Source organism: Leucobacter musarum subsp. musarum (assembly GCF_001273845.1).
GTDB lineage: Bacteria > Actinomycetota > Actinomycetes > Actinomycetales > Microbacteriaceae > Leucobacter > Leucobacter musarum.
This window is the reverse complement of record NZ_JHBW01000064.1, coordinates 177,480-200,785: the sequence shown is the minus strand read 5'-3', so window position 1 is coordinate 200,785 and position 23,306 is coordinate 177,480. Positions and strand designations below refer to the sequence as shown.

Below are 23,306 nucleotides of genomic sequence, written 5' to 3'. Positions count from 1 at the left end.
CCCCCCCCCCCCCCCCCGAATTGGTGTCACTTTGTGCACATCTCTGGCGTGGAATCGGTGGTGAGGCAGCACTTTTTGACACCAATTCCTCATGGGACGAGCAAGGCTAAGCCCGCCTCGCGGCGCCTGCAGAAACTGACACTGATTCGCACGGTGGCGTGCGTGGGGCGCGCGTGATGACCTGCGTCGTCGCGCACACCGCCGCACACCCGCGAATTTCAGATGATACTTAGGCAAGGCTAAGCTGAAAAGGTTGCGCCCTGACGTGCGCGCATCACTCGCCCGAGACCTCTGAAGGAGATCCCGCATGATCAGAACGAAGCGTGCCGCACCTCGGTCGCTCGCGGGGGCGCTTGCCGCCGCCCTCGTCGCCGCAGGCGCCGTGCTCGGCCTCGCCGCACCGGCCACGGCTGTCGGCGCATCACTGACCCCGACGGCCACGGTCGTGCCGAACACCGAAGTTGCGGTCGCCGTCACCGGCGCCGGCTACGCAGACGCCCCGATCTACCCGGGCCAGCCGAGCCGCAGCGTCTACGTCGGGTTCGTCGAGGCCGGCAGCTTTGACGCCGACCAGTCGACGACCCCCGCAGCCTCGCTCACGGTGTCGCCCGAGGGCACGATCAGCGGCAGTCTCACCGTCGCAGCCACAGCGCTCGACCGCGCAAAGTCGTACGAGGTCATCGCTTGGCCGACGCGCTCCTTCCCCACTGCCGAGAACCTCATGGCACGCGCCGCGGTTGACATCGATTGGTCGGGTCTGTTCCCGAGCGACGGCGAGGGCGGCGAGAGCCCGCTCCCGGCACCGACCTTGACGGTAACCCCGAATACTGATGTCGATCCTGCCGGCGCCACGCTCACCGTCGAGGGCCACAACTATCACCCGAGCGAGACCGGCTCAGGCTTCGCGCTGCGATTCGGGTGGATCGCCGAGACCTGGAAGCCCACGGACGGCGCGACGAACTCCGCGCGCCCCTCGGTCGTCTTCACGACGGTGTCGAGCAAGCCCGACAACGACGCGAATGTGCAGTGGTCCGAGAACGCCGACGGCACCGTCGACTTCACCTGGAACGTCGAGGTGAGCCAGGCCGTCGCCGACGCCAAGCGCCCGGGCGACGCCTACCAGCTCGGCGTATTCACGTTCGGTAATCTTGCGACACAGGGGCTGCAGCCCGACAACGAGCTCTTCGTGCCGGTCACCTGGAAGGTCGCATCCGAGCCGCAGCCCGAGCCGGTCAAGGATCCGAAGATCACCGTCACCCCGAGCACCGACCTCGACCCCGCAGCCGCGCACACGCTCACCGTCTCGGCGACCGGATACACCGGCGACAGCGCGGTGAACGGCGCCTACGTGCTCTTCGGCGAGCAGAGCGTCTGGTCGGGCGTCGGCGCCCTGCCCTCCGAAGGGTGGGTGCAGATGGCCTGGGTGCCGGCCCGTTCGATCACCAACGGCGCGTTCACCACACAGCTTGAGGTGCCCGCGGGATCCCTCGACCCGACCAAGCGCTATCACGTCGCGACCTCGGCGGCCCACGCCCTGTCGATCACCGACCGCTCGCTCGACGCGTTCGCCGAGGTGACCGTCGCGCAGCCGACGACCCCGACCGAGCCCTCCGTCGTGTTCCCCGCTTCGAGCACGGTCGCGCAGGGCGGCACGCTGACATTCTCGGCCACCGGATTCGCGCCGGGCGATGCCGTGACCGCCGTGGCGCACTCCGAGCCGGTCACCATTGGCACCGAGATCGCCGACGCAGACGGGGCCGTATCGTTCGCCTGGGCCGTGCCCGCCGGCTTCGCGACCGGCGAGCACACCGTCGAGTTCAGCGTCAACGGCGAGGTCGTCGCCAGCGCACCGTTCACCGTCACCGCGGCCGCCACCACCGGCGCCGACGGCAGCGAGGGCTCAGCGGGCAGCGCCGGATCCGGCAGCGCCGACGGCGCAGGGACCGCAGATGGCACCGGTACCGCCACCGGCACCGGTACTGCAGCCGGCACCGGCACCGCGGCAGGCGAGTCCGAGAGCGGCGCGGGATCACCCGTGGTCGCCACCGGCACCGGCTCGGCTGGTGCATCCGCGACGGCGACCGCAGCCGCCGGCCAGCTCGCGACCACCGGCGCATCGGCCCCGGCCGCTGCACTGTGGGCGGGCGCAAGCCTGCTGCTCATCGGCGCCGTGGCGGTCTCGCTCGCACGCCGACGCCGCACCGAGGTGTAGCGCGTCGACGCGTGAACGCGGGGGCTGGCTCACTCGATGAGCCAGCCCCCGTACAGGTTCGGCCCAGCCGTTGCAGTCGAGATCTCGTGCCACGCTGCACGCCAGGCATCCCGCGCAAGCGGGGCGCGCCAGTTCGCATCCCGCAGTTCGGCGGGCAGCAGCGGGTCGGGTCGCAGTGCGCGCTCGAAGGCATCGGCGAGTTGCAGCAGGCCACGCGTGCGCTCGGCTTCCGTTCGCGGCCGCGCGACGATCTCGGCGACTTCGCGCTCGAGCTGCGCGTACCCCGCGTTCACCGGCTTTGCCGGCCAGCAGCGTTCGGCGATGCGCTTCGGGTCGTGCTCGCCGCGCACCTGCAACTGCGCGGCGAGGGCGACCACGAGGTGATCCGCCGCATCGGCCGGCAGCAGCCCGCTCAGGTCGTGCGGTGAGCAGTACAACCCGGTCGCGAGTGCGACCGCGCCCGCCTCGGTGAGCCCACGGCGCAGAGCGTCGCGAATGCCCCGCTGCCCCTCGGTCGTGTGCACGGATACCAGGCGCCAGTGGCCGTCCCAGGCAACCGCCCCGCGATCCTGATCGCCAACGAATCGCACGATCGCGGCCTCGGCCGCCAAGCGCGCCGCGCCCGTGTCGGTCAGCGCGATCTCACCCGCTCGCCCCCGGCCCCGCTGCACGATCTCGCCCGCGGCGACCATTCGGCGAATCGCCAATCGCACCGGCTGATCTTCGACGCTCGCGGCCGCCGCGATGTCATAGAGCCCGGCCAGGCTCTGCGCGATACCCGGACGCAGCACCGCCTCGATGATGGTGCGCGGCGCGATCGCAGCCGTTGACCCGCTCACACCGACACCGCCCGACGCAGCGTGGTGAAGCGTTCGAATCCGTAGAGCCACGCCAGCACGCCCATCGACCCGCGATCGGTCGGGGTGAACCCGAGGCGACGATAGAGCCGCTCGGCACCGGGATTCGCGTCGACGACTGAGAGTTGCACCGCGGTGAGCCCGAGTTCACTGGCGAGCTGCGACGCTGCGGCGAGCAGCGCCGACCCCACCCCGCGACCGCGATGTCGGGGCACGACGCAGATGCCGTCGAGCACGAGTCGCTGGTCACTGCCCGATCGGGCGAGCGGGGCGAGTACGGCCCACGCCCGCAGCGCAGCGGCCCGCGGCAAGTGACGGCGCAGCCCCGCCCGGTCGATGCGCAGCGCCCCACGATGCTCGTGCACCCAGCCGCAGACCCCGAGCACTTCTCTGGTGACGCGGTCGCGAGCGACCAGCACCCGATCGGGTTGCAGCGCCTGCGCCACCGTCGAATCGAGACGGTCTCGTGTCGCGAACGCGGCGCGCAACTTGCCGGCGAACGCCTCGGCGTACAGCCCAGCCACGGCTGCTCGCTCCGATTCGTCGAACCCGCGATCAATCGCAATCTCGTGCATGTTCTCGATTCTATCGCATATGCTACGAACGTGAAGAAGCAGAACTTTTGGCGTCGTCCGGCGGTCTGTCTCGGCGTCGCGGCGCTCGTGATCGGCACGGGAGGTGCCGTCGCCCTGGTCGGCAACGACTTCCGATACACCGAAAACGCGGTCACGATTCCGTTGCCCGACGGCGGCTCGCTCGCGGGAGTACTCACCGAGCCGAAGCACGGAGCCCCGCGCGGCCTCGTCGTCATGGTGCACGGCGATGGCCCGGTGACCGCAACTCAAGACGGGCACTACAACCCCTGGTTCGAGGCCGCAGCCGACGCCGGGTTCGCGACCGTGTCGTGGGGCAAGCCGGGCATCGAAGGTTCGAGCGGAAACTGGCTGGCGCAAACAATGTCGGATCGCGCCGACGAAGTGTCGACCGTGATCGACTGGGCGGTGCAGCGCCGCGGTTCGGAGGCCGATCGCATCGTGCTCTGGGGCGCCAGCCAGGCGGGGTGGGTGTTGCCGAAAGTGATGGCGGATCGCACCGACATCGACGGGGTCGTCGCCGTCGGCACGGCGATCAACTGGCTCGACCAGGGGCGCTTCAACCTACTCGCCGAACTCGAGGCCGCGAACGCCACTGAGACGGAGCGCGAAGCTGCGATCGCCACGAGCGACCGCGACCGCGACCTGCTCGCTGCCGATGCCGAGTTCGTGACCTACGCTGCCGAAACCTCCGACGCCGAGCCGATGAGCGCCGAGCGCTGGGGGTTCGTACGTCGCAACTTCGCCGCCGACGCGACCGCCGACCTCAGCCGTGCCGCGCCGAGGCGCATCCCGGTGATGCTCATGGCGGGAACGCACGACCGCAACGTCGATGTCGACGAGACCGCGCGCCTCTATCGAGACCTGCTCGGCGACGCGGTCACGGTGCGGCACTTCGACGCCGTGCACTCGCTCGCCCGCCCCGCGGTCGACGATTCGGAGGCGTGGGGCATCGTTGTCGGCGTGTTCTGGCCGCGCGCACTACTCGCCCCGGGGGTCACGGACGCGTATGCCGAATTCTTGCGGGCGCGATAGGCGGCGCGCACGCGCTGCGCGGCCTCCCCGCCGCCTCCCCGCCGCGCCGCCAGAATCGGTGTCAATTCTTGTCGTGGATTCGCGTCGTCACTGCGCGGCGACGACACAAATTGACACCGATCCGGAGGGGTTCCCGCCGATACCGACGACTGCGACGTCCGAGCTCAGGTCAAGCAACATCCGAGGGCCCGCGACACCAGGTGCTTACTCGGGGGTGCGCACCGAGGCGAATCCGACTTCGCGGCGCAGCGCGAAGCCGAGCCTGAGATACGCCGCGATCGCTCCGGTGTTCTCGGCGGATGCGTGCATGAACGCCCGGTCGCCGCGCTGCTGAATGTGGAAGGCAACGTCTGAGACCAGGCGCGAGGCGAGGCCCTGTCGGCGGTGATCGGCGTCGACCGCGACCGCGCTGATCTCCGTCCACCCCTCGGGGTGCAACCGCTCGCCCGCCATCGCAATCAGCCGCCCGTCGCGCCGAACGCCGATGTAGCGGCCGAGCTCATAGGTGCGCGGTCGAAACGGGCCCGGCTGATTGCGCGCGACGATGTCGAGCATCTCCGCCGCATCATCTGCGCCCAGTTCGATCGCCTCGGGCTCGGGCTGAGGCCGCAGGGCGTCGGTCTGCACGAGCTGCACACCTGCTCCCCGAAAAAGCGTTTGCCAGCCAGCCGGCGGCTCGCCATCGAAATTGCTGAGGCCGAACTCCTGCCCCGGCCCGATGAGCCGCAGCAGCTCCTGCCACACGTCGGGGTCATCCCACGTGCGCACCGCGACGAACGGTGCAACCTCTTCGGGGTACCGACGCACCAGGTCGCCGCCGATCGCGAAACCCTCGTGCGGGCCGGTCAGGGCGTGCCAAGCGGCGTTATCGAGCACGGGCACGTGGGCCAGCTCGTCAGGGAGTTCGGGTGCGATGAGCGCGGGAGATTCTGCCACGGACACACCGTACGCCCACCATGCCGTGAGTGCGATCCACCCCGTCATGCTGCGCAATTTCGCCGCGGCCGGAAGCGCGCCGCCAGAAGCGCAGCGCCGGCCCGTCGCCAGCAGAGCCTCTCTGCACCACACCAGCTAATCGTGCACCTATATCGGTCACTGAGTGCACTATATTGATCACATGGAACGCGACCCAGAGGCACTCTCGCGCGAGATCGGCAATCGCGTGCGGCTACTCCGCGCGCGCCTCGGCTGGCCACTCACTCGGCTCGCCACCGAATCGGGTGTCAGTCGCACCATGCTGCAGGCGATCGAGCAGGGTAGTGCGAATCCCAGCATCGGCGTACTGCTCAAGCTCTCGAACGCTCTCGGTGCCGGGATGCCCGAGCTGCTGGAGCCCGAGCCGCCGAGCGTCAGCGCCGAGGTGACCCGCGCCGGCGACGGCACCGTGTTGTGGCAGGGCCCGCACGGGGGCAGCGGCGTCATCGTCGCGCGCGCTGACCCGCCCGACGTCATGGTGCTGTGGGAGTGGACCCTCGAACCCGGCGAGCGCCACGCGAGCGACCCGCACATCGTCGGTACGCGCGAGTTGCTGCAGGTGCAGGCGGGCACGCTCTGGCTCGAGCACGACGGCGCCGAGTATCGGCTCGACGCGGGCGACTCCCTCATGTTCCACGGCGACGCTCCGCACGCCTACGGCAACCGCGGCGAGCGCGCCACCCGATTCCTCCTCACCGTGATCGAGCCGACCCCCACACGAAAGGCATTGGCATGACGCGACCAAAGTACAGTTCCACGTTCATCTTTGAGGTGGGCACCCTCACCGACGAGTTTCACCGCATCGACAGCGAAATCGCGCGACGCGCACGGGTGATCCCGGGCTTTCTCGGCGAAGAGGCCTGGCACAACGAAGAGACCGGCCTGCACGCCGAGGTGTATTACTGGTCGACTCGCGAGGCGCTCAAGGAACTCGCGACCATGGATATTCACCGCCTCGCGAAGAGCCGGTACGGCGAGTGGCTCGGCGAATACCGTGTGGTGATCTCCGAGGTGCAGTCGGTGTACGGCAACCCCGCGCTCGGGATTGAGCACGTGCCGGCCGGCGATCCCGCACCCGCAGAAAACGGCACCGAGACCCGCCCCAACACCGAAAGCAGCGACGCATGATCACCGGACTGAGCGCCTTCCCCCTGACCCCGCTCCACGACGACCGCATCGACAAGCCGTCGTTCACGAACCTGATTCGCCGCCTCGCGGCTGCCCGCGTCGACTCGATCACGGTGCTCGGCTCGACCGGATCGTATGCGTATCTCACCGCGGAAGAGCGCGCGATTGCGGTGCGCATCGCGGTCGAGAATGCGGGATCGATCCCGGTGTTCGTGGGCGTCGGCGCGCTGCGCACCTCACACGTGCTCGACCACATCGAGCGGGCAGAAGCGGCGGGCGCGAGCGGGCTGCTGCTCGCGCCGATGTCGTACCAGCCGCTCACCGAGGACGACGTGTACGAGCTCTTCCGCACCGTAAGCACGCACACCGAGTTGCCCGTCATCGTCTACGACAACCCGGGCACCACGCACTTCCAGTTCTCGCACGAGCTCTACGCGCGCCTCGCGAAACTGCCCGGTGTCGCGTCGATCAAGATTCCGGGCGTTCCGACCGCCCCCGAAGAAGCGCGGGCGCTCATCGCGCAGATCCGCGCCGAGGTTCCGGAGCACATCAGCATCGGTGTCTCGGGCGACCGCTTCGCCGCGCAGGGCTTCGCGGCCGGCTGCGACGCCTGGTATTCGGTGATCGGCGGCACGCTGCCCGAGGCCGCCCTCAGCATCTCCCGACCCGCCGCCGACGGCGACTTCGCGGCGGCGCAACTCGCGTCTGACGCGCTCGAACCGCTATGGAACGCGTTCGCGGAGTTCGGCGGCAGCTACCGCGTCACCGCCGCGATCGCCGAGCATCTGGGGCTCGCGCAGCAAAACTCGCTGCCATTGCCCATTCAGGGGCTCACTCGCGCGCAGCGCGCGGAGGTGGCTGCGCTCATCGACACCCTCGACCTCACGAAGTAAGTGACGGAGGTATCGTCGCAGTGACGCGCACCCCAGGGCCTGGCGGGCTCGTTCGCTACGTCTTCGCCGCCACACTGGTGCGCAGCGCCGACGGTGGCGCGGTCGTCGCCGTCGTGCTGCTCGCGCAGGCGAGCGGGCTCTCCCCATTGCTCGCCGGCCTCATGGGGGCGTCGATTACCGCACCGCACCTGCTCGGCCCATTCATCTCGCGCCGCCTCGACACCTCTCCCGACGGGCGTCGCGTCATCGCGTTTTCGGCCGCCGCGCACGGGCTGCTGCTCGGCGCCGCGGGCCTGCTCCTCGGGGCGACCTGGCCGATCGTGCCGGCGGCACTGCTCATCGTGTCGGGGCTGTTCGGGCCCATGCTCACGGGCGGCATCAGCAGCCGCCTGCCGTCGATCGCCGGCCCGTCGCAGACCTCGCAGCGTCGCGCGCAGAGCTGGGACGTCGCGAGCTACGGCCTCAGCGGCACGCTCGGCCCCGCGGTCGTCGCGTGGATCGCCACCTCGTGGTCGCCGCTCGCCGCCACCCTGGTGCTCGCGGTCGCCGCGATCGTCGGGTCGGGTGCGGTGCTGCTGCTCCCCCGGCAGGCGCCACCAAGCGCCGCCGGCGAGGTGCCGTCGCCTGGTCGCACGCTCCGGATCATCCTCCGTTCCGGCGCACTCCGCCGCACCCTGATGCTGACCGTCGTCGTGGCGTTCTCGGTCGCTGCGCTCCCGATCTACGCGGTCGCCGTCGCTCCAAGGTTCGGTGGCGCCGAGCTCGCGGGGCTGCTCGTCGCCGGGTACGGCATCGGCAACCTCGTGGGTTCGGGAGTGCTGATGATCCGCCCCCTGCGCGGCAATGCCGACGTGCTCACGGGAGTGCTCGCGCTCGTCGTCGCCGGCACGCTCGGCATCGTGCTCGCCCCGCAGTCGGCCGCGCTGAGCGCCATCGCGTTCGCGGTCGCCGGCGCCGGCAACGCGCTGTTCTTCGCGGCGACGCTCGCGGCGCGCAGCGAGTTCGCTCCCGCGGAGGCGCGCGGCCAGGTGTTCATCTGGGTCGGTGCCCTGAAGATCGCTGCCGGATCGGCCGGCACCGCGACCGCGGGAGCGCTCATCACGTTCGGCGCGTCCGTACCGGTCGCCGCGTTCGCAGTGCTGACGGCGCTCGTCGGGGTCTGGTGCGTGGTGGAGCACCGTGTGGGGCGGGGGTAGACCAGTCGTGGCCAAGGCCTGAGACACCGCTCGGTCACCATGGTTTCGACGTCGCGCCCGATTCTCGAGATGCGAATGAGCGCGACGTCGACCGTGGCGGAACCGAGATACTGCGGCTCACGTTGCTGTCATCGGGACCCGACGGCCGCCTGCTCCGGAACCTGCGACCCGGTACGGAGACGCATGAGAAGCAGGTAGGCGATCGCAGTGACCACGAACCCGACGAGCCACGCAATGTCGATGTTCTGCAGCGGAGCCGCGAGTGGCCCGGTGAAGAGCGGAGTCACCATGAACGGCACCTGGGCAGCGAGACCGATCGCGTAGCTGCCGAGACCGATGGCGTTCCATCGACCGTACTTCCCATTGCGCGCGAACAGGGCGTCGACGTCGTAGTCGCCCTTGCGCAGAATAAAGTAATCGGCGAGATTGATGGCCGACCAGGGAATCAGCACGTAGAGCAACAGGGTGAGGAAGCTCTCGAACATCGTCATGAAATCTCCCTGGCCGAGCAGCGCGATCAGTGTCGCGATGGCGCCCGAAACGATCGTGGTCCAGACGCGGGTGCGCGTCGTGATGACGAGACCGCGGAACCCCGACTGCATTGTGGTGAGAGCATTCATCACCGCGGAATATAGCTCGACGCCGTTGATGAGCGCAGACGTCACCGCGAACACGATGAGCACGATCAGACCGATGCCGCCGAGATGCTCTCCGAGCGCGGCGAGCGGATTTTCCGCGTTCGCTGCGCCAAGCAGCACGCCGAGCGTCATGACGAAGACCGAGCTGACGACGAGCCCGAGATACGTCGTCCAGAACGCGGCCTTCGGGCCGGTCTGCTTCGGCAGGTAGCGCGAGTAATCGGATACGTAGGGGGCGTAGGCCAGCTGCCACACGATGCCGATCGCCAGCATCGCGAAGAAGCCTTCCATGCTGAACTCGGCACCCGAACGCTGAGAGGTCACCTCGGGGTGCGTCCAGAGCAGCACCATCGAGACGAGCACTGCGATGGCGATCGCGATCGAAATGTAGACCATCATCTTGCGGAGCATGTCGTACCCGAACACGCAGAGCACGATACCGACGACGGCGAAAACGACGATGGCCACCGACCCATTGAAATCGGGGAACACGGCGAGCAGCGAGTCTTTCGCGACGATCAGGATGCTGGAGAAGAACCCCATGAACATGATGAACGCGATCAGGGCGAAGAGGCTCGCGCCGAGGTACCCGAACTGCGCGCGCGCCTGCAGCATTTGCGGGATGCCGAGATGGGGTCCCTGCGATGCGTGCAGCGCCGAGCCGAACGACCCGATGACGTTACCGATGAGGATCGCAGCGATGCTCCACCCGATCGGCAGACCGTAGGATCCGCTGGCGACGGCACCCGTGACAACGGTGAGCGGCATCAGATTCAGCCCGAACCAGATCGCGAACAGCGACCAGTTCGTACCCGTGCGCTCGTTCTCAGGGATCGGCAGAATGTGCTGCTGTTCGAACCTCACGAATGTCTTCGTGACGACAGGGACTTCTTTGGCCATGGTGTTCTCCTTCGGCGTCATCGCCTCGTGCGCCGTTGGCGGCGCCTCCTTGGTAATCCTGAATAGGATTGCGTGATCTGTGAAATTCAGAGTGGGGATGCGTGAGTTCTCAAAAACAGATGAACCAGCACGCGGAGCCCTGCCGTTCGGGTGCGATTGCTCGGGGCGCGCTCGTGCAAGCGCACCCCGAGCATGAATCACGCGGCTAGAAGGCTGCGGCAGTGGCGATCGTGAACGCGCGATCGAGAAGGTCGGCGAGCTCGTCGATGTCGTCACGCGTCATCACGAGCGGGGGCGATACCTGCACGAGCGGATTGCCCTCGGCATCGATGGCAACGCGGCAGATGAGCCCGACCTCTGCGAGAGCGGGGTTGAGATGCAGGCCGACGAAGTCGCCGGCGCTGATGATGTCATCCTCCCAAACCTTCGTCTGCTGGTTCGTCACGAGCTCGAAACTGCGGTGGAAGCCGTCGCCGCGGAAGTCGCCGACGATCTTGGCGTGCTTCTCTGCGACCGTCGAGAGCTGTTCCTCGAGGTAGGGGCTGAGTGCGGCGACGTTTTCGACGACGCCTTCGCGCTCCATGATTTCGAGGTTCTTGAGCGCTGCAGCACAGGCGACCGGGTGGCCACCGTAGGTGAGTGCGTGATTAAACATCCCGACCGGCCCATCAAGCACAGTCTCGATGATCCGATCACTGGCGATCACACCGCCGAGAGGCATGTACGCGGAGGCAATGCCTTTCGCAAAGACGATCATGTCGGGCTGGAAATCGTAGTGCTGCGATCCGAACCACCGACCGAGACGACCGAAGCCGGTGATTACCTCGTCCGCGATCATCAAGATGCCGTACGTGTCGCACAGTGCGCGCACGCCGGCGAAGTACTCCGGCGTCGGGGGCTTCAGGCTGCCGCCGGCGTTCTGCAGCGGCTCCATGATGATCGCGGCGATCGTCTCGGGGCCCTCCTGCACGATGAGCGACTCGAGTTCTCCGAGCAGGAACGCGGTGGTCTGCTCAGCCGTCTCTCCCTCAGGGCGACGGTACGTCTTCGTATTGTGCGTGTGACGAACACCCGACATGAGCGGCTCGAACATGGCGCGCACGTTCGTCATACCGTTGAGCGACATCGCACCAAAGCTCGTGCCGTGGTAGGCGACGCGTCGGGCGATGAACTTCGTGCGCGTTCCCTGCCCGATGGTCTGCTGGTACTGACGGGCCAGCTTGATTGCGGCCTCATTCGACTCGCCACCGCCCGAAGCGAAGAACACACGGTTGAGGTCGCCCGGTGCGAGCTGCGCAATCTTCTGGGCGAGGAGTGCGGCGGGCGGATGGGTCACGCTCCAGGTCGTCTGGTACGGAAGGGCCGCGAGCTGCTCGCGCACCGCATCTCCGACCTCGGCCCCGTGCGTGTAGCCGAGTTGCACGCAGAACAGGCCCGCAAGCCCGTCGAAGAAGCGCCGCCCGCTCTCATCGAACACGGACACGTGCTCGCCGCGCACGAACACGGGCAGTTCGTCATCGCGATACTTGCTCGCCGGGGTGAAGTTCATCACCAAGTGGCGCTTCGCGATCTCCGCGATGCCGCTCGGCACCTCGGCTGCTGCGGTATCTACCGCGTTGGTTTCCTGCTGCAGAGTCATCTTCTGTTGTTCCTCTCAGTCGACTCTGACCGAACGGCATTCCCGTCGTTGCTCATAGCGTGACAGCGAAATTCCGATCGGTAAAATAGGGATTCGTGCTGGTCTACATCGCGCAGACCGATGCAATAGAGCGGGTTACCCCCACTGCAACCAAGTGGTCTTGTAATCGGTGTAGTTCTCCAGTGCGTGCACCGAAAGGTCTCGGCCGAAGCCCGACTGCTTGAACCCGCCGAAGGGTGTCGTGAATCCGAGGGCATCCACGGTGTTGACCGACACCGTTCCCGCAACCAAACGCTGCGATACTCGATGCGCCCGCGACAGACTGCCGGTCCAGAGCGACGCGGCAAGACCGTACGGCGTCTCGTTCGCGCGCGCAATCGCTTCTTCCTCGGTGTCGAACGGGGTCACCACGGCGACCGGCCCGAAGATCTCACGCGTGTGCACTTCGTGGTCGGCCGGCACCTCGGCGACGATCGTGGGCTCGATGAACGCACGAGATCCGTCGATCTCTGGGCGCGTGCCACCCGCGACGATACGACCGTCGCGGCGCGCGTTCTCGATCGTCGCCCAGACCTCGTCCGCATGACGCTCTGAGACGAGCGAGCCTATTCCCGATGCCGGGTCCAGGGGATCGCCGGGCGCGTACGCCCGCGCCGCTTCGGCATACAGCGCGAGGAAATCTTCATACACGGCGCGCTCGACAAAGATGCGAGAGTTCGCCGAGCACACCTCTCCCTGGTTGTAGAAGCTGCCGAACGCGGCCTTCTCAGCCGCAGCGCGCAGATCCTCGGTGTCGGCGAAGATCAGGTTGGAGCTCTTGCCCCCGGCTTCGAGCGCCAATCGTTTCATGTTCGACTGACCGGCGTACTGCTGCAGCTGCTTCGCGACCTCAGTGGAGCCCGTGAATGCCAGGAGATCGACGTCCTCGTGCAGACCGAGCGCTTTGCCGACCGTGGAACCTCGTCCGGTCACGACGTTGAGCACGCCCGCAGGGATGCCCGCCTCGATCGCGAGCTCTGCCAGCAGCAGCGTCGAATGCGACGCTTCGACCGGAGGTTTCACCACGACCGAGTTGCCTGCGGCGAGCGCGGGCGCGAGCTTCCAGGTCGCGATCTCGAGCGGGTAGTTCCACGCGACGATCACCGCGACGACGCCGAGTGCCTCGCGGGTGACGAGCGCGGTCGACCCGGGCGGAGTCACCGGAATGAGATCTTCTTGCTTCTCGATGGCCTCACCGTAAAAGCGATACAGCGCGGCGGATCCCGGGGCGTCGATCGTCGACGACTCGCGCACCGGCTTGCCCATATCGAGGGAGTCATACAGGGCGAATTCGTCGGCGCGCGATTCGATGAGGCGCGCGAATTCGAGCAAGCGTTCGCGGCGGAACCCGGCGCCCGCCCGTGACCACTCCCCTGACTCGTACGACGCGCGTGCGGCGGCGACTGCGCGGTCGACATCGGTTTCGTTACACGAGTGGATCTCGGACAGCTTCGCACCTGTGGCCGGGTTGGTCTTCGTGATCGTCTCGCCCGAGCTTGCGCTCACGCGGGCTCCGTTGATGACCGGGCGCCCATCAAATTCCAGGGCGGCAGCGGCGGCTTGCCAGTCGGCGAGGGTGCGTGTCATGAGGGTTCTCCTTCTGCAGATGAAACAGCGGGGGCTGGGGCACCGTGCATGCGTGTTCGTGCGCGGGCGACATCGAGCGCCGTCCAGGCGAGAGCGGTCGCACCGTCGCGGAGCGCTCGCTCGGCTTCGGGCCCGACGCACGCCTCGGCGAACGCTGGCTGATGATTCGACGCGGTACCACCGACACCGATGTAGGGGTGGATCGCGTCGACGATCGCCGACACGTTGCCCATGTCGGTCGATGCCCGGTTCATGGTCGCGGCGACGGGGTCGACGTCGAAGTTTCGGCCGAGCGCGAGGGCGTTGGTCCGATAGATCTCGAGGGCGGAATCGTCAGTGCGCATATCCGCGTACCGCTTGCTCTCGGGAGTGATAGTGAGGGTCGCGCCGGTCGCCAGGGCGCCGGCTTCGAAGCACTTGATGATGCGGCCTTCAAGAGCGATGAGTTGCTCGGTCGATTCGGCGCGAACATACCAGCGCCCCTCGGTGCGCTCGGGAATCGCGTTGGGCGCTTCGCCACCGCGGGTCTGCACCCCGTGCACGCGCACCCCGGCGGGGAGCTGTTGGCGCAGCAGTGCGATGGCGGTCTGAGCAATGATGAAGGCATCGTTCGCGTTGATGCCGCGTTCCGGGTATGCGGCCGCGTGCGCTGCGACGCCGTCGAACTGCACGTGCCAGTGAGTCACTGCGAACGGGCGCGCTTCTGCAACGTCGACGGGTGCGGGGTGCGCCATGAGCGCGAAATCGAGCTCCGTGAATGCGCCGCGCTCCAGCAGCTCGATCTTGCCTCCACCGCCTTCTTCTGCCGGCGTACCGATCACCTCGACCGCGATGTTCGATTCGGCGGCGACGGCACCGAGCGAGATCGCCGCCCCAACCGACATCGCCGAGATGAGGTTGTGGCCGCAGGCATGCCCGAGCCCCGGGAGCGCATCGTATTCGGCAAGGAAACCGACCGTGAATGCGGCGGCTGCGGGATCGCCGAGCGTCGCACGGAATGCCGTTTCCAGGCCGAGATACGGCTGCTCGATCGCAAAGCCGTGCCCGGCGAGCACGGCCGCAACCGCGGCGGATGACCGATGCTCCTGCCACCCCACTTCGGGATCATCGTGCAGCGCGTTCGAGAGGCCGACGAGTTCCGCATCAATCTCGGCGCGACGCTCTGCAATCCGCTGCTTGAGTATCTCACTCATCGCCGGGCACTCCGTATGACGGCGCCGCTGACGGGTCATGCCCGCGCTGCACGTAGGCATCGCGCTGCGGCAGCCATTCGTCGAGAGCGCGTCCGAGGTCGCCGATGGGGTCTTCCGACCAGTCGACGCGCAGGTCCGTGATGCGCCAGCCGGCATCGGCAACAACAGAAAGCCCGGCCGAGTGCACCGGTCCTGCTTCGCCACCGGCGGAGATCGCGGCCTGCAGTGCGGCGATCAACCGTACTTCCAGCGACCCAGATGCCGTGAGCACCGTATCGACGAGCGCATCGAGCACATCGAGGCTCGCCAGCATGTTGCCGCCGGCTACTGCGTTCTCGCGCTGCGTCGCACCGAAGATGCCGAGAGCATTGCCCCCCGAGAACACCGCGGTTCCCCCCTCGCGGTCGACCACGAGGAGCTGACGATAATCGATCGTGCGGGAATTCGCTCTTGCAACGACGTCCGCGAGGGCGTCGGCAGCCGTTGCTCCGGCGCGCAGCCCGTCGAGCAGCTGCACCCCGAGCCTCGGGTCAGTAACGTTCTGCGAATGCGCACCGCCCACGCCGTCCGCGAGATTGACGCAGCGCGCTGCGACCGCGGGCGATGACGACGATATCGCGGACCCGAATGCCCCGGTCTGCGGGTCGCGGACGAGCAGTGAGAACGTCATTACTCAGCGCTCGCTGATGACGGCGGTCGCGTCGATCTCGACGAGCCACTCAGGCCGAGCGAGGGCCTGCACCACGATGCCGGTCGACACCGGGTAGACGCCCTTCAGCCACTTGCCGACGGTTCGATACACATCCTCGCGGTACCGAGGGTCGATGATGTAGATGGTCACCTTGACGATGTCTTCGAGGCGGCTGCCCGCTTCGTCGAGCAGCATCTTGATGTTCGCCATCGCTTTCTCGGTCTGGGCGGTGACGTCTCCGATGCCCACGGACTCGCGGGTATCGAGATCCTGACCGATCTGTCCGCGGAGATACACGACGCCTCCGGCTACGACCGCCTGGCAGAGATCATTGTCCAGGTTCTGCTCCGGGTACGTCTCCTGCGTATTGAATTTCCGCAGTCGCACGTGGGTGGTTTCGGTCACGGGGTCCTCCTCGTCGAGCTGAGCGCCTGATGTGCGCGTTATCCGTCCATCCTCGAACGCCCAGTTTCATCTGTAAAATAGACAAAAGTTACGGAGCGCATCTATGAAATAGATGTTCACGCAGAGTCGGCGCGAGGTCGCGCGGAAAGTGGTGCAGCACGATGCAACGGTTCCCCATCACGCTCACTCAATTGGTGTACTTTGCGGAGTGCGCGAAGACACTCAATATGACGGTCGCGAGCGGCAATCTCCACGTCGCGCAATCAGCGGTCTCAACGGCGATCACGCAACTCGAGCGGTCGCTCGGCGCATCGCTCTTCATTCGCCAGCACGCAAAGGGCCTCATCCTGACCGAGGCCGGTCAACGCCTACTCTTCGACTCGCATCACCTGTTCGGCTCCTTACAAGAGACGATCGACTCTATTCGTGAGACCCAGTATCGAGTCAGCGGGCCCGTCACGGTCGCCTGCTTCAACACGCTCGCGCCGTTCCTGTTGCCGCGCCTGCTCAGCGCGTTGCGCGCCGAGCACCCGGAGCTCGAAGTCTCCGTCATCGAGGGGGATCACTCCGAGTGCCTCGCAGCGCTGCGCGATGGGCGCGCGGAAATCGCACTCACATACGATCTTCCGTTCGGCGACGGCATCGACAGCACGGTGGTCGCCGAGTTCCGCCCCCACGTCATCCTGCCGACTTCGCATCCGCTCGCCGGAAACCCGGCGACCCGGCTGTCTGATCTCGAGGATGAACCGTTCGTGCTGCTCGATCTGCCGAGCAGCAGCGACTACTTCATTCGTATCCTCACCGACGCGGGAATCACCCCGAACCTGCGGTACCGCAGCTCGAGCTATGAAACCGTGCGTTCGATGGTCGCGATGGGGCTCGGGTTCTCGATCTTGAATCAGCGGCCTCGCACTGCGGAAACGTACGCCGGCGAGTGCACCGCAATTGTCGAGATCGCCGACCCGGTCGCGAGCCTCACGCTTGAGGTTTCATCGCTGCAGCAGGTGCGGCGCTCCCGGCGCGCACAGGCCGTGCAAGAAGCGGTCGCGCGCGCATTCGAGGGCGCCCCCTCGGCAACCTAGGGTCTTCCCCGGCGCCCGCGCCGGTCCATTCGTTCATGAGATGCCCATCTCCATTTTCATCAGTTCAGTAGATTCTCTGCACCGCCAACGCATATTGGCCTTCGCATCCCCGTTGAGGTTTTCTGGAATCACTCCGAAACCGTCACGGCCGCTCGGAGCGCAGTGCGCGCGAAAGGCGACGCGCACCCAATACCGAAACGATGCAAGTGGAGAGGTCACACATGTCGACCCAAGAGATCGAGGTCACTGAAGTCCTCGTCGTGGGCGCCGGACAAGCCGGCGTCGCAATCAGCGAGCACCTGAGCGCGCGAGGCGTCGCCCATGTCGTGCTTGAGCGGAATCGAATCGCCGAGCGCTGGCGCTCGGAGCGGTGGGATTCGCTGGTCGCGAATGGTCCAGCTTGGCACGACCGGTTCCCCGGTCTTGAGTTTGACGATGTGGACCCCGACGCGTTTGCCCCGAAAGAGCGCGTGGCCGCGTACTTCGAAGAATACGCGGAGAAGTTCTCGCTCCCCATCCGCACCGGCGTCGAGGTGCGCTCGGTCCGCAAGGCGGACGGCGAGTCGGGCTTTATTGCCGATACGTCTGCGGGCCGCATCCGCGCTCGCTTTGTCGTAAGCGCGACGGGCGCATTCCAGCACCCCGCCATTCCTCCGATCGTTCCCGAGGACCCGGCGATTCACCAGATCCATTCGAGCGGGTACAAGAATCCTGAGCAATTGCCCGCCGGCGGCGTGCTCGTCGTGGGTGCCGGATCATCCGGCGTGCAGATCGCGGACGAGCTCCAGCGATCCGGTCGCGCCGTGACACTCGCGGTCGGCCCGCACGACCGACCGCCGCAGCGCTACCGCGGTCGCAACTTCGTGTGGTGGCTCGGCGTGCTCGGCAAGTGGGAGGCTGCAGCGCCGCCTCAGGGTGCAGAGCACGTCACCATCGCGGTGAGCGGAGCTCACGGCGGTCGCACGATCGACTTCCGCGAGCTCGCTGCGAGTGGCATCCGCCTCGCTGGCCGCGCCACCGCCTACGCCGATGGACGGATGGGCTTCGACGACGACCTCGCAGAGAACGTGCGCCACGGCGATGAGAATTATCTCTCTCTGCTCGACGAGGCCGACGCGTACATCGCGCGCAACGGCCTCGACCTGCCCGAGGAGCCCGAGGCTCGCGAGTTCTTGCCGTTGCCCGATACGATCATGAACCCCGTTCGCGAGATCGATCTGCGGGCAGAGGGCATCACTTCGATCGTGTGGGCGACCGGCTTCCGCACCGACTATGGCTGGCTCGAGGTCGATGCGTTCGACGGGCTCGGGCGGCCTTTGCAGACCCGCGGAGTCTCAGCCGAACCCGGGGTGTACTTCCTCGGGCTTCCCTGGCAGTCGCGTCGTGGATCCAGCTTCATCTGGGGTGTCTGGCACGACGCGCAGTATGTTGCCGACCAGATCGGCATCCAGCGCGGGTACGAGCGCTACTCCGGCAACGCGGTGCCAGCTGGCGCCGTCGCAGAGCCCATGCTCATGGAAGCGTGAGGCGGGCTTCCCAGGTCGGTGGTCGCTGAGGCGCGCTCCAGCAGTCGCGGCTCGCGCGCCTCACATCGCCGCAACCCCCACCGACATCGCGGCACGCTCCGCACGCAGGTACCCCGCAAAGCCTCCCCGCGTGCGCCCCTCGAGTCGCGCCGACGTCTGCACCGGCGCCGCGTCGGAGAAGCGCACCCGAGCACCCCGCAGCTGTTCAATGCGCCGCATCAGTTCGACGTCCTCGTGCTCGGCGAGCGGGGCGAACCCTCCGACGTGCAGATAGGTCGAAGCGCGCACGCCGAGATTCGCGCCGTAGATTTCGGTGCGCACGCGGCCCGGCGGGTGCGCGTGCGCCCACTCTTGCTGCAGTGCGCGCGGGTATTCCTCGGGATGCGGAACGACATCCCCCAGCACGAGGTCGCACCCCCGCTCAGCGAGCGAGATCTGCTGCACGAGCCAGTCCGCGGGCACGACCGAGTCGGCATCAGTGTTGGCGATCCACACCCCGCGAGTGTCCGCGCCGCAGCGCTCCAGCGCGCTCCGCACTCCGGCGGCTCGGCCGACTCCCACGTTCGACGCATTGAGCTCGATGACGCTCACTCCCCGAAATCTCAGAGCTCGCTCGACCGTATTATCAGTGCAGCTGTCGGCAACGAGCGTGATCGATACCGGGACCGGGCACCGCGATGCCGCAACGCGCACGGCCGACAGGCACGCCTCGATACGATCTTCCTCATTCTTCGCCGGGATCACCACGGCGACCTGCGTGATCATGTCAGCCCCTCGCGCGCCGCGACCGATCGGCCGTCACGCCCGAAAACCTCGAGCACGAAGTCCTCCTCCGTGTGTGCGACGAGCCGGTGCCAGTGCTCTTCGCGCAAGATCGCGTGCACACGATCGCCGCTCAGACGATGCCCCGCGACCGGATGCCGCCAGTGGCACGCGACCAGGAGTCCGTCGGCGGAGAGGTGATCCCGAATCCGCGTGCGGATCTCACGCAGCTCGAGCTCGCCCCAGTAGTAGCCGACCTCTGACAGCACGATCAGATCGAACTGGCCCTCAGGAAAATCTGCGAGCACATCGCGCACCCCGAAACGCGCATGCGCTGGCGAAGACTTGCTCGCCTCGGCGATCGCGCGCTCCGAGATATCGACGGCGAACACGTCATCGCATCGCTCGGCGAGCATTTCGGTGAGGTGCCCGACCGAGCACCCGATCTCGAGGGCGCTTGTGAAGCGCTGGCGAGTCAGCGACGTCAGGGTCATGGCGCGCTTGCGTGACTCATACCAGCGGGTGCGAAAACTCCACGGGTCGGCGGAGTTCGCGTACAACGACTCGAAGTATTCGGAACCGAATGCTTCGGTCGACGCAACGAAATACTCGACCGGCCGGCGGAAGTGCTCGAGGAAGTCGGCACGCAGCAGTGGCGCTCCCTGCGCCGCTACCGGAACGCGGACCTGCGAGGTGAAGGTCTCGATTGCCCGCTGCTTGATACTGGCGTCGATCTCAACCGCGACAAGGTCTCGCCAGGGGGTCGCATCGTGATCGGGCGAGGCCCAGTGCCACATCCAGATCGGGTATTCGAGCACTGTGCGCCCACCCGCGTGCCGCACGGCGAGCTCTCCCACCACCCGATGATCGGGGTGCGCGTCTCCGCGCCAGGGCGCCACCACGAGCGCACCAGCAGGCGCCGCGCGCATGACGTCGGCGATTGCCGCAGAGACTTCGGCAGCCTGCGCTTCGGCGCGGCCGTCGGAAAAGGCGAGCCAGCTCAGCACGATATCGGGGTACAGGATCCGCAGCGCCTCCTGCAGCTCCCGCTGTCGCGTCGCGGCGAGGTCGGGCACGTTGTCATGCGAAGCCGCACCGTCGGTGACGCAGATCACGTGCACCGGCACTCCGGCGGCGGCGCACCGAGCGATGAGTCCGCCTGCCCCGAGTGTCTCGTCATCGGGGTGCGCGGCGAACACGAGCACCGCCGGATACTGCATCGGGTCGAACACCGGGAGTGCGGAGAGTCGCGCATCGTGCTCCCAGGTGGCTCGCGACGTGCCCGGCTCTGCCGCGTCGAAGGTCACCACTGCGGGGTCTCCGCTTGCAGCAGCAGTGTGCCCTGCGCAGCGTCGTCACGCTCGGCATGGTGCTGACGGATGTAGAGCTGCAGATCGGTCACGCGCTTGGCGTGAGCCTGATCCATCGCGAGCGGTGCCGGTCCAAGTGCATGCCCGACACGCCAGATCGTCTCTTCGCAGGTGCGAGCGACCAGGGATCGCACGCGATGCGCCAGCAGCGGGCCGTTCACGTCGCGGCGCTCGTCGATCGCGTCGGCAGCATCATGCAGTGCCAGTCGACACGCATGCAGCTGAGAGTCGAGTGCACCGAGATGCGCCGTGCGATACGGATCCGGCTTCACGGCCGCGGCGCTCTGGAGCGTGCGTATCAGACCGATCGCTCCGCCGAACCAGCAGGCCGCCACACCGATACCGCCCCACCAGAACCCGTCGCGTTCGAGATACCAGCTGGGCTCACCCACAGGCGTCGCCCGAACGTTGTCGAATGAGACGGGCCCGCTGGGAATTTCGACGAGCCCGCGCGCCATCCACGCCCCCTCGCGCACCCGCACGCCTGCATCGCGCAGGTCGATCGCGAAGAGGCGCGGGCCCGCGTCGGTGGCGGCCGTGACCAGTGCACCGTCGAGCTCAGCTACGAGCGAGCACCAGAGTTTCTCTCCGGTGATCGACCAATGGTCACCCTTGTGTACCGCGACGACCGGGCACGGGCCACCCTCTGAAGCAAAGACGCCCCACGCACCCTCCGGAAGCGGCAGGCCCGCTTGAGTGAAGATCGCACACGCATCGAGATGCGGCTCAATCGCCCGCGCAACTGCCAGATCCGCTGCGGCGAGCGCCGCGAGGTGATCCCACAGACGTCGCGTCGACCCCAGACCCGGCGACGGGAACTCGGGCGCGATGCGCTGCGCATGCTCGAGTGCTTCGGTAACGCTCTGCGGTGGGCGATCCTCCATGCCACTCCCTTCTCTTGATGCGCGGGCAGCTCAGCGCCCCCACACTCCGCATCCTGAGGCCGAAACACAGCGCCGACAAGGGGATTGCATGAGCAAGCCCACATCCGAGCAACCGTCACGGCATGGTCCTCTCGCGCTCGGCTCAACCCGTGTCAACCCCGCTGCCAAACCGGCGGCGTGACCGTAGCGTCGAGGGCGTACACCGACGAGAGGACATTGCTATGGCAACCAGCACCGCACCCCGCAATCAGCGCCGCGCAGCTCGTGGAGGATCGGGCGCCGGCCTCACCGACGAACAGAACGCCGAGAGCGGCTTCCAGGCGTCGCAGCAGCTCAGCGACAACCTACAGAAGGTGCTCGTCGACCTGATCGAGCTGTCGCTCCAGGGCAAGCAGGCGCACTGGAACGTTGTCGGCCAGAATTTCCGCGATACCCACCTGCAGCTCGACGAGATCATCGATGCCGCGCGCGAGTTCTCGGACACCATCGCCGAGCGCATGCGCGCCCTGCACGCCCTGCCCGACGGCCGCAGCGACAGCGTCGCCGAGACCACGAGCCTCCCCGAGTTCCCCCAGGGGGAGATCGCCACGAAGGAGGTCATCGACCTGATGACGGAGCGGCTCGAGGCCACGATCGGCACCTGCCGCGGGGTGCACGACGAGGTCGACGATGAGGATCCGACGAGCGCCGACATCTTGCACGCCGTGCTCGAGCGCCTCGAGCAGCTCTCGTGGATGGTCAGTGCGGAGAACCGCACGCCGAAGAAGAAGTAAGGAGTCTGTTCGCCGTCAGGCAGCAGCATCCCGGGAGGCGCGCACGAGGCGCAAGACAAGGTCATCAGGGATCGGCTTGTTTACCGGGAAGGTGATGCCGGTCTTGGTGGGCTTCAGCCCGATCTCGGCGAGTTCGTCGGCGTGCGCACTGATCGCAGTCGGTGAGAGATAGAGGCCGCACTGCCTGCTGAACGAGGCGTAACTCGCGACGATCGTGTCTCCAATACGGAAGCCGGGCATGTCGTATTTGATGATCTGCTCTGCCTCGGGCAGCGAACGCGCAATGACCTCGCGCAGCGCACTCAGCATGGGGCGAAACCGCTCGGGAGCGTCGTCGATGTACTCGTCGTGGCTGGCGTAGGTCATGCAGTCAGTATTCGGCGACGGGGCGCTGTTGCGCAAGGAAGGTCTCGGCGGGCGCGTAACACCCGCGACATCCGCACCGGGGAAGATAGCCCGATGACGCTCCGGATCTCCCACGCGGACTTGACCGACGCGCAGCTGCACGCGTTCCTCACCGCGCACCTCGCAGACCTGGCACCGACGGCGCCGCCGGAAAGCCGACATGCGCTCGACCTCGCGGCACTCGGCGCCCCGGGCGTGCAGCTGTGGGTCGGACACCGTGCCGGGGTGCTCGTCGCAACCGGAGCACTGAGCTCGATTTCAGCGGATCATGAAGAACTCAAGAGCATGCGCACCGATCCTGCCGTGCGCGGCGAAGGCATCGCGTCGGCGATGCTCGCGCACCTGATCGCTGATGCTCGCAGTCGCGGGGTCGAACGACTATCGCTCGAAACGGGCAGCGTAGGATTCTTCACACCGGCTCGGAGGCTCTATGCCTCGGCCGGGTTCGTGCCGTGCGGGCCGTTCGGATCGTACGTCGCCGATCCGAATAGCGTGTTCATGACTGTGGAACTGTGACCCAGCT

The 23,306-nt window shown here is 67.1% G+C and carries 23 protein-coding genes; 10 read left to right on the top strand and 13 right to left on the bottom strand.

The annotated features are described in order from the left end of the window. Positions 1-307 precede the first annotated feature (307 nt). Complete coding sequence (locus CH42_RS02885) at positions 308-2,212, top strand: hypothetical protein (RefSeq protein ID WP_053351702.1); 1,905 nt, start codon at positions 308-310, stop codon at positions 2,210-2,212. A gap of 29 nt (positions 2,213-2,241) precedes the next feature. On the opposite strand, the gene CH42_RS02880 is transcribed toward CH42_RS02885, so the two are convergent. Together CH42_RS02880 and CH42_RS16865 are read right to left on the bottom strand one after the other, a co-directional pair. After that, positions 2,242-3,051, bottom strand: a complete 810-nt coding sequence (locus CH42_RS02880; protein ID WP_082309257.1) for a PaaX family transcriptional regulator C-terminal domain-containing protein — start codon at positions 3,049-3,051, stop codon at positions 2,242-2,244. After that, complete coding sequence (locus CH42_RS16865; RefSeq protein WP_053351701.1) at positions 3,048-3,644, bottom strand: GNAT family N-acetyltransferase; 597 nt, start codon at positions 3,642-3,644, stop codon at positions 3,048-3,050. The genes CH42_RS02880 and CH42_RS16865 overlap by 4 nt, the downstream gene beginning before the upstream one ends. A gap of 30 nt (positions 3,645-3,674) precedes the next feature. Between CH42_RS16865 and CH42_RS02870 the strand changes: the two genes are divergently transcribed. After that, on the top strand, positions 3,675-4,697 hold the full coding sequence (locus CH42_RS02870; protein ID WP_082309259.1) for an alpha/beta hydrolase family protein: 1,023 nt from the start codon (positions 3,675-3,677) through the stop codon (positions 4,695-4,697). Positions 4,698-4,901: 204 nt separating this feature from the next. Here the strand turns inward: CH42_RS02870 and CH42_RS02865 are convergent, their stop codons facing one another. Next, on the bottom strand, positions 4,902-5,639 hold the full coding sequence (locus tag CH42_RS02865) for a GNAT family N-acetyltransferase (protein WP_394325237.1): 738 nt from the start codon (positions 5,637-5,639) through the stop codon (positions 4,902-4,904). Between the two features lie 175 nt (positions 5,640-5,814). On the opposite strand from CH42_RS02865, the gene CH42_RS02860 reads away from it, so the two are divergent. Genes CH42_RS02860 through CH42_RS16860 form a run of 4 tightly spaced genes read left to right on the top strand, consistent with a single transcriptional unit; the run spans position 5,815 to position 8,889 of the window. After that, positions 5,815-6,408: a helix-turn-helix domain-containing protein gene (locus tag CH42_RS02860; protein WP_053351700.1), complete on the top strand. Its 594-nt coding sequence runs from the start codon at positions 5,815-5,817 to the stop codon at positions 6,406-6,408. Then, positions 6,405-6,800, top strand: a complete 396-nt coding sequence (locus tag CH42_RS02855; protein WP_053351699.1) for an antibiotic biosynthesis monooxygenase family protein — start codon at positions 6,405-6,407, stop codon at positions 6,798-6,800. Before CH42_RS02860 ends, CH42_RS02855 begins: the two co-directional genes overlap by 4 nt. Further along, positions 6,797-7,693 carry a dihydrodipicolinate synthase family protein gene (locus CH42_RS02850; protein WP_053351698.1) on the top strand — a complete coding sequence of 299 codons (897 nt, stop codon included), beginning with the start codon at positions 6,797-6,799 and terminating at the stop codon, positions 7,691-7,693. Before CH42_RS02855 ends, CH42_RS02850 begins: the two co-directional genes overlap by 4 nt. A 20-nt stretch (positions 7,694-7,713) precedes the next feature. Beyond that, complete coding sequence (locus CH42_RS16860) at positions 7,714-8,889, top strand: MFS transporter (RefSeq protein WP_239683927.1); 1,176 nt, start codon at positions 7,714-7,716, stop codon at positions 8,887-8,889. Between the two features lie 128 nt (positions 8,890-9,017). Here the strand turns inward: CH42_RS16860 and CH42_RS02840 are convergent, their stop codons facing one another. From CH42_RS02840 to CH42_RS02815, 6 genes are all read right to left on the bottom strand, one after another. Further along, a complete protein-coding gene (locus tag CH42_RS02840; protein WP_053351722.1) occupies positions 9,018-10,427 on the bottom strand; it encodes a purine-cytosine permease family protein in 1,410 nt (469 codons plus the stop codon). A gap of 205 nt (positions 10,428-10,632) precedes the next feature. Further along, positions 10,633-12,066, bottom strand: a complete 1,434-nt coding sequence (locus tag CH42_RS02835; RefSeq protein WP_053351697.1) for an aspartate aminotransferase family protein — start codon at positions 12,064-12,066, stop codon at positions 10,633-10,635. A gap of 135 nt (positions 12,067-12,201) precedes the next feature. Continuing rightward, positions 12,202-13,692, bottom strand: a complete 1,491-nt coding sequence (locus CH42_RS02830) for an aldehyde dehydrogenase family protein (protein WP_053351696.1) — start codon at positions 13,690-13,692, stop codon at positions 12,202-12,204. Next, on the bottom strand, positions 13,689-14,885 hold the full coding sequence (locus tag CH42_RS02825) for a M20 family metallopeptidase (protein WP_053351695.1): 1,197 nt from the start codon (positions 14,883-14,885) through the stop codon (positions 13,689-13,691). The genes CH42_RS02830 and CH42_RS02825 overlap by 4 nt, the downstream gene beginning before the upstream one ends. Beyond that, entirely contained in the window at positions 14,878-15,555 is a 678-nt protein-coding gene (locus tag CH42_RS02820) for a DUF1028 domain-containing protein (protein WP_053351694.1), read from the bottom strand. The genes CH42_RS02825 and CH42_RS02820 overlap by 8 nt, the downstream gene beginning before the upstream one ends. Positions 15,556-15,558: 3 nt before the next feature. Further along, positions 15,559-15,981, bottom strand: a complete 423-nt coding sequence (locus CH42_RS02815) for a RidA family protein (RefSeq protein ID WP_053351693.1) — start codon at positions 15,979-15,981, stop codon at positions 15,559-15,561. Between the two features lie 161 nt (positions 15,982-16,142). Between CH42_RS02815 and CH42_RS02810 the strand changes: the two genes are divergently transcribed. Then, positions 16,143-17,063 (top strand): LysR family transcriptional regulator, encoded by a 921-nt coding sequence (locus CH42_RS02810; protein WP_053351692.1) that lies wholly within the window; start codon positions 16,143-16,145, stop codon positions 17,061-17,063. Between the two features lie 221 nt (positions 17,064-17,284). Further along, positions 17,285-18,589: a flavin-containing monooxygenase gene (locus tag CH42_RS02805; RefSeq protein WP_053351691.1), complete on the top strand. Its 1,305-nt coding sequence runs from the start codon at positions 17,285-17,287 to the stop codon at positions 18,587-18,589. A 60-nt stretch (positions 18,590-18,649) separates the two neighbouring features. Here the strand turns inward: CH42_RS02805 and CH42_RS02800 are convergent, their stop codons facing one another. The 3 genes from CH42_RS02800 to CH42_RS02790 are packed head-to-tail and all read right to left on the bottom strand — an operon-like array spanning position 18,650 to position 21,605. Further along, positions 18,650-19,354, bottom strand: a complete 705-nt coding sequence (locus CH42_RS02800) for a glycosyltransferase (protein WP_053351690.1) — start codon at positions 19,352-19,354, stop codon at positions 18,650-18,652. After that, positions 19,351-20,661, bottom strand: a complete 1,311-nt coding sequence (locus CH42_RS02795; protein WP_053351689.1) for a PIG-L family deacetylase — start codon at positions 20,659-20,661, stop codon at positions 19,351-19,353. Before CH42_RS02795 ends, CH42_RS02800 begins: the two co-directional genes overlap by 4 nt. After that, complete coding sequence (locus tag CH42_RS02790) at positions 20,655-21,605, bottom strand: hypothetical protein (protein ID WP_053351688.1); 951 nt, start codon at positions 21,603-21,605, stop codon at positions 20,655-20,657. The genes CH42_RS02795 and CH42_RS02790 overlap by 7 nt, the downstream gene beginning before the upstream one ends. 221 nt (positions 21,606-21,826) lie before the next feature. Between CH42_RS02790 and CH42_RS02785 the strand changes: the two genes are divergently transcribed. Further along, on the top strand, positions 21,827-22,378 hold the full coding sequence (locus CH42_RS02785) for a Dps family protein (RefSeq protein ID WP_053351687.1): 552 nt from the start codon (positions 21,827-21,829) through the stop codon (positions 22,376-22,378). A gap of 15 nt (positions 22,379-22,393) precedes the next feature. Here CH42_RS02785 and CH42_RS02780 read toward each other — a convergent pair whose 3' ends face one another. Then, positions 22,394-22,744 (bottom strand): iron chaperone, encoded by a 351-nt coding sequence (locus tag CH42_RS02780; protein ID WP_053351686.1) that lies wholly within the window; start codon positions 22,742-22,744, stop codon positions 22,394-22,396. Positions 22,745-22,837: 93 nt separating this feature from the next. Here CH42_RS02780 and CH42_RS02775 point away from each other — a divergent pair, with 93 nt between their 5' ends. Then, entirely contained in the window at positions 22,838-23,299 is a 462-nt protein-coding gene (locus tag CH42_RS02775; protein ID WP_053351685.1) for a GNAT family N-acetyltransferase, read from the top strand. The last annotated feature ends 7 nt before the right edge of the window (positions 23,300-23,306 follow it).

What these genes read in the sequence shown, in the direction of transcription:
- CH42_RS02885 (WP_053351702.1), top strand. Translation starts at nt 308, where the DNA reads ATGATCAGAACGAAGCGTGCCGCACCTCGGTCGCTCGCGGGGGCGCTT.
- CH42_RS16865 (WP_053351701.1), bottom strand. Translation starts at nt 3,644, where the DNA reads ATGCACGAGATTGCGATTGATCGCGGGTTCGACGAATCGGAGCGAGCA.
- CH42_RS02860 (WP_053351700.1), top strand. Translation starts at nt 5,815, where the DNA reads ATGGAACGCGACCCAGAGGCACTCTCGCGCGAGATCGGCAATCGCGTG.
- CH42_RS02855 (WP_053351699.1), top strand. Translation starts at nt 6,405, where the DNA reads ATGACGCGACCAAAGTACAGTTCCACGTTCATCTTTGAGGTGGGCACC.
- CH42_RS02850 (WP_053351698.1), top strand. Translation starts at nt 6,797, where the DNA reads ATGATCACCGGACTGAGCGCCTTCCCCCTGACCCCGCTCCACGACGAC.
- CH42_RS02840 (WP_053351722.1), bottom strand. Translation starts at nt 10,427, where the DNA reads ATGGCCAAAGAAGTCCCTGTCGTCACGAAGACATTCGTGAGGTTCGAA.
- CH42_RS02835 (WP_053351697.1), bottom strand. Translation starts at nt 12,066, where the DNA reads ATGACTCTGCAGCAGGAAACCAACGCGGTAGATACCGCAGCAGCCGAG.
- CH42_RS02830 (WP_053351696.1), bottom strand. Translation starts at nt 13,692, where the DNA reads ATGACACGCACCCTCGCCGACTGGCAAGCCGCCGCTGCCGCCCTGGAA.
- CH42_RS02825 (WP_053351695.1), bottom strand. Translation starts at nt 14,885, where the DNA reads ATGAGTGAGATACTCAAGCAGCGGATTGCAGAGCGTCGCGCCGAGATT.
- CH42_RS02820 (WP_053351694.1), bottom strand. Translation starts at nt 15,555, where the DNA reads ATGACGTTCTCACTGCTCGTCCGCGACCCGCAGACCGGGGCATTCGGG.
- CH42_RS02810 (WP_053351692.1), top strand. Translation starts at nt 16,143, where the DNA reads ATGCAACGGTTCCCCATCACGCTCACTCAATTGGTGTACTTTGCGGAG.
- CH42_RS02805 (WP_053351691.1), top strand. Translation starts at nt 17,285, where the DNA reads ATGTCGACCCAAGAGATCGAGGTCACTGAAGTCCTCGTCGTGGGCGCC.
- CH42_RS02800 (WP_053351690.1), bottom strand. Translation starts at nt 19,354, where the DNA reads ATGATCACGCAGGTCGCCGTGGTGATCCCGGCGAAGAATGAGGAAGAT.
- CH42_RS02790 (WP_053351688.1), bottom strand. Translation starts at nt 21,605, where the DNA reads ATGGAGGATCGCCCACCGCAGAGCGTTACCGAAGCACTCGAGCATGCG.
- CH42_RS02785 (WP_053351687.1), top strand. Translation starts at nt 21,827, where the DNA reads ATGGCAACCAGCACCGCACCCCGCAATCAGCGCCGCGCAGCTCGTGGA.
- CH42_RS02780 (WP_053351686.1), bottom strand. Translation starts at nt 22,744, where the DNA reads ATGACCTACGCCAGCCACGACGAGTACATCGACGACGCTCCCGAGCGG.
- CH42_RS02775 (WP_053351685.1), top strand. Translation starts at nt 22,838, where the DNA reads ATGACGCTCCGGATCTCCCACGCGGACTTGACCGACGCGCAGCTGCAC.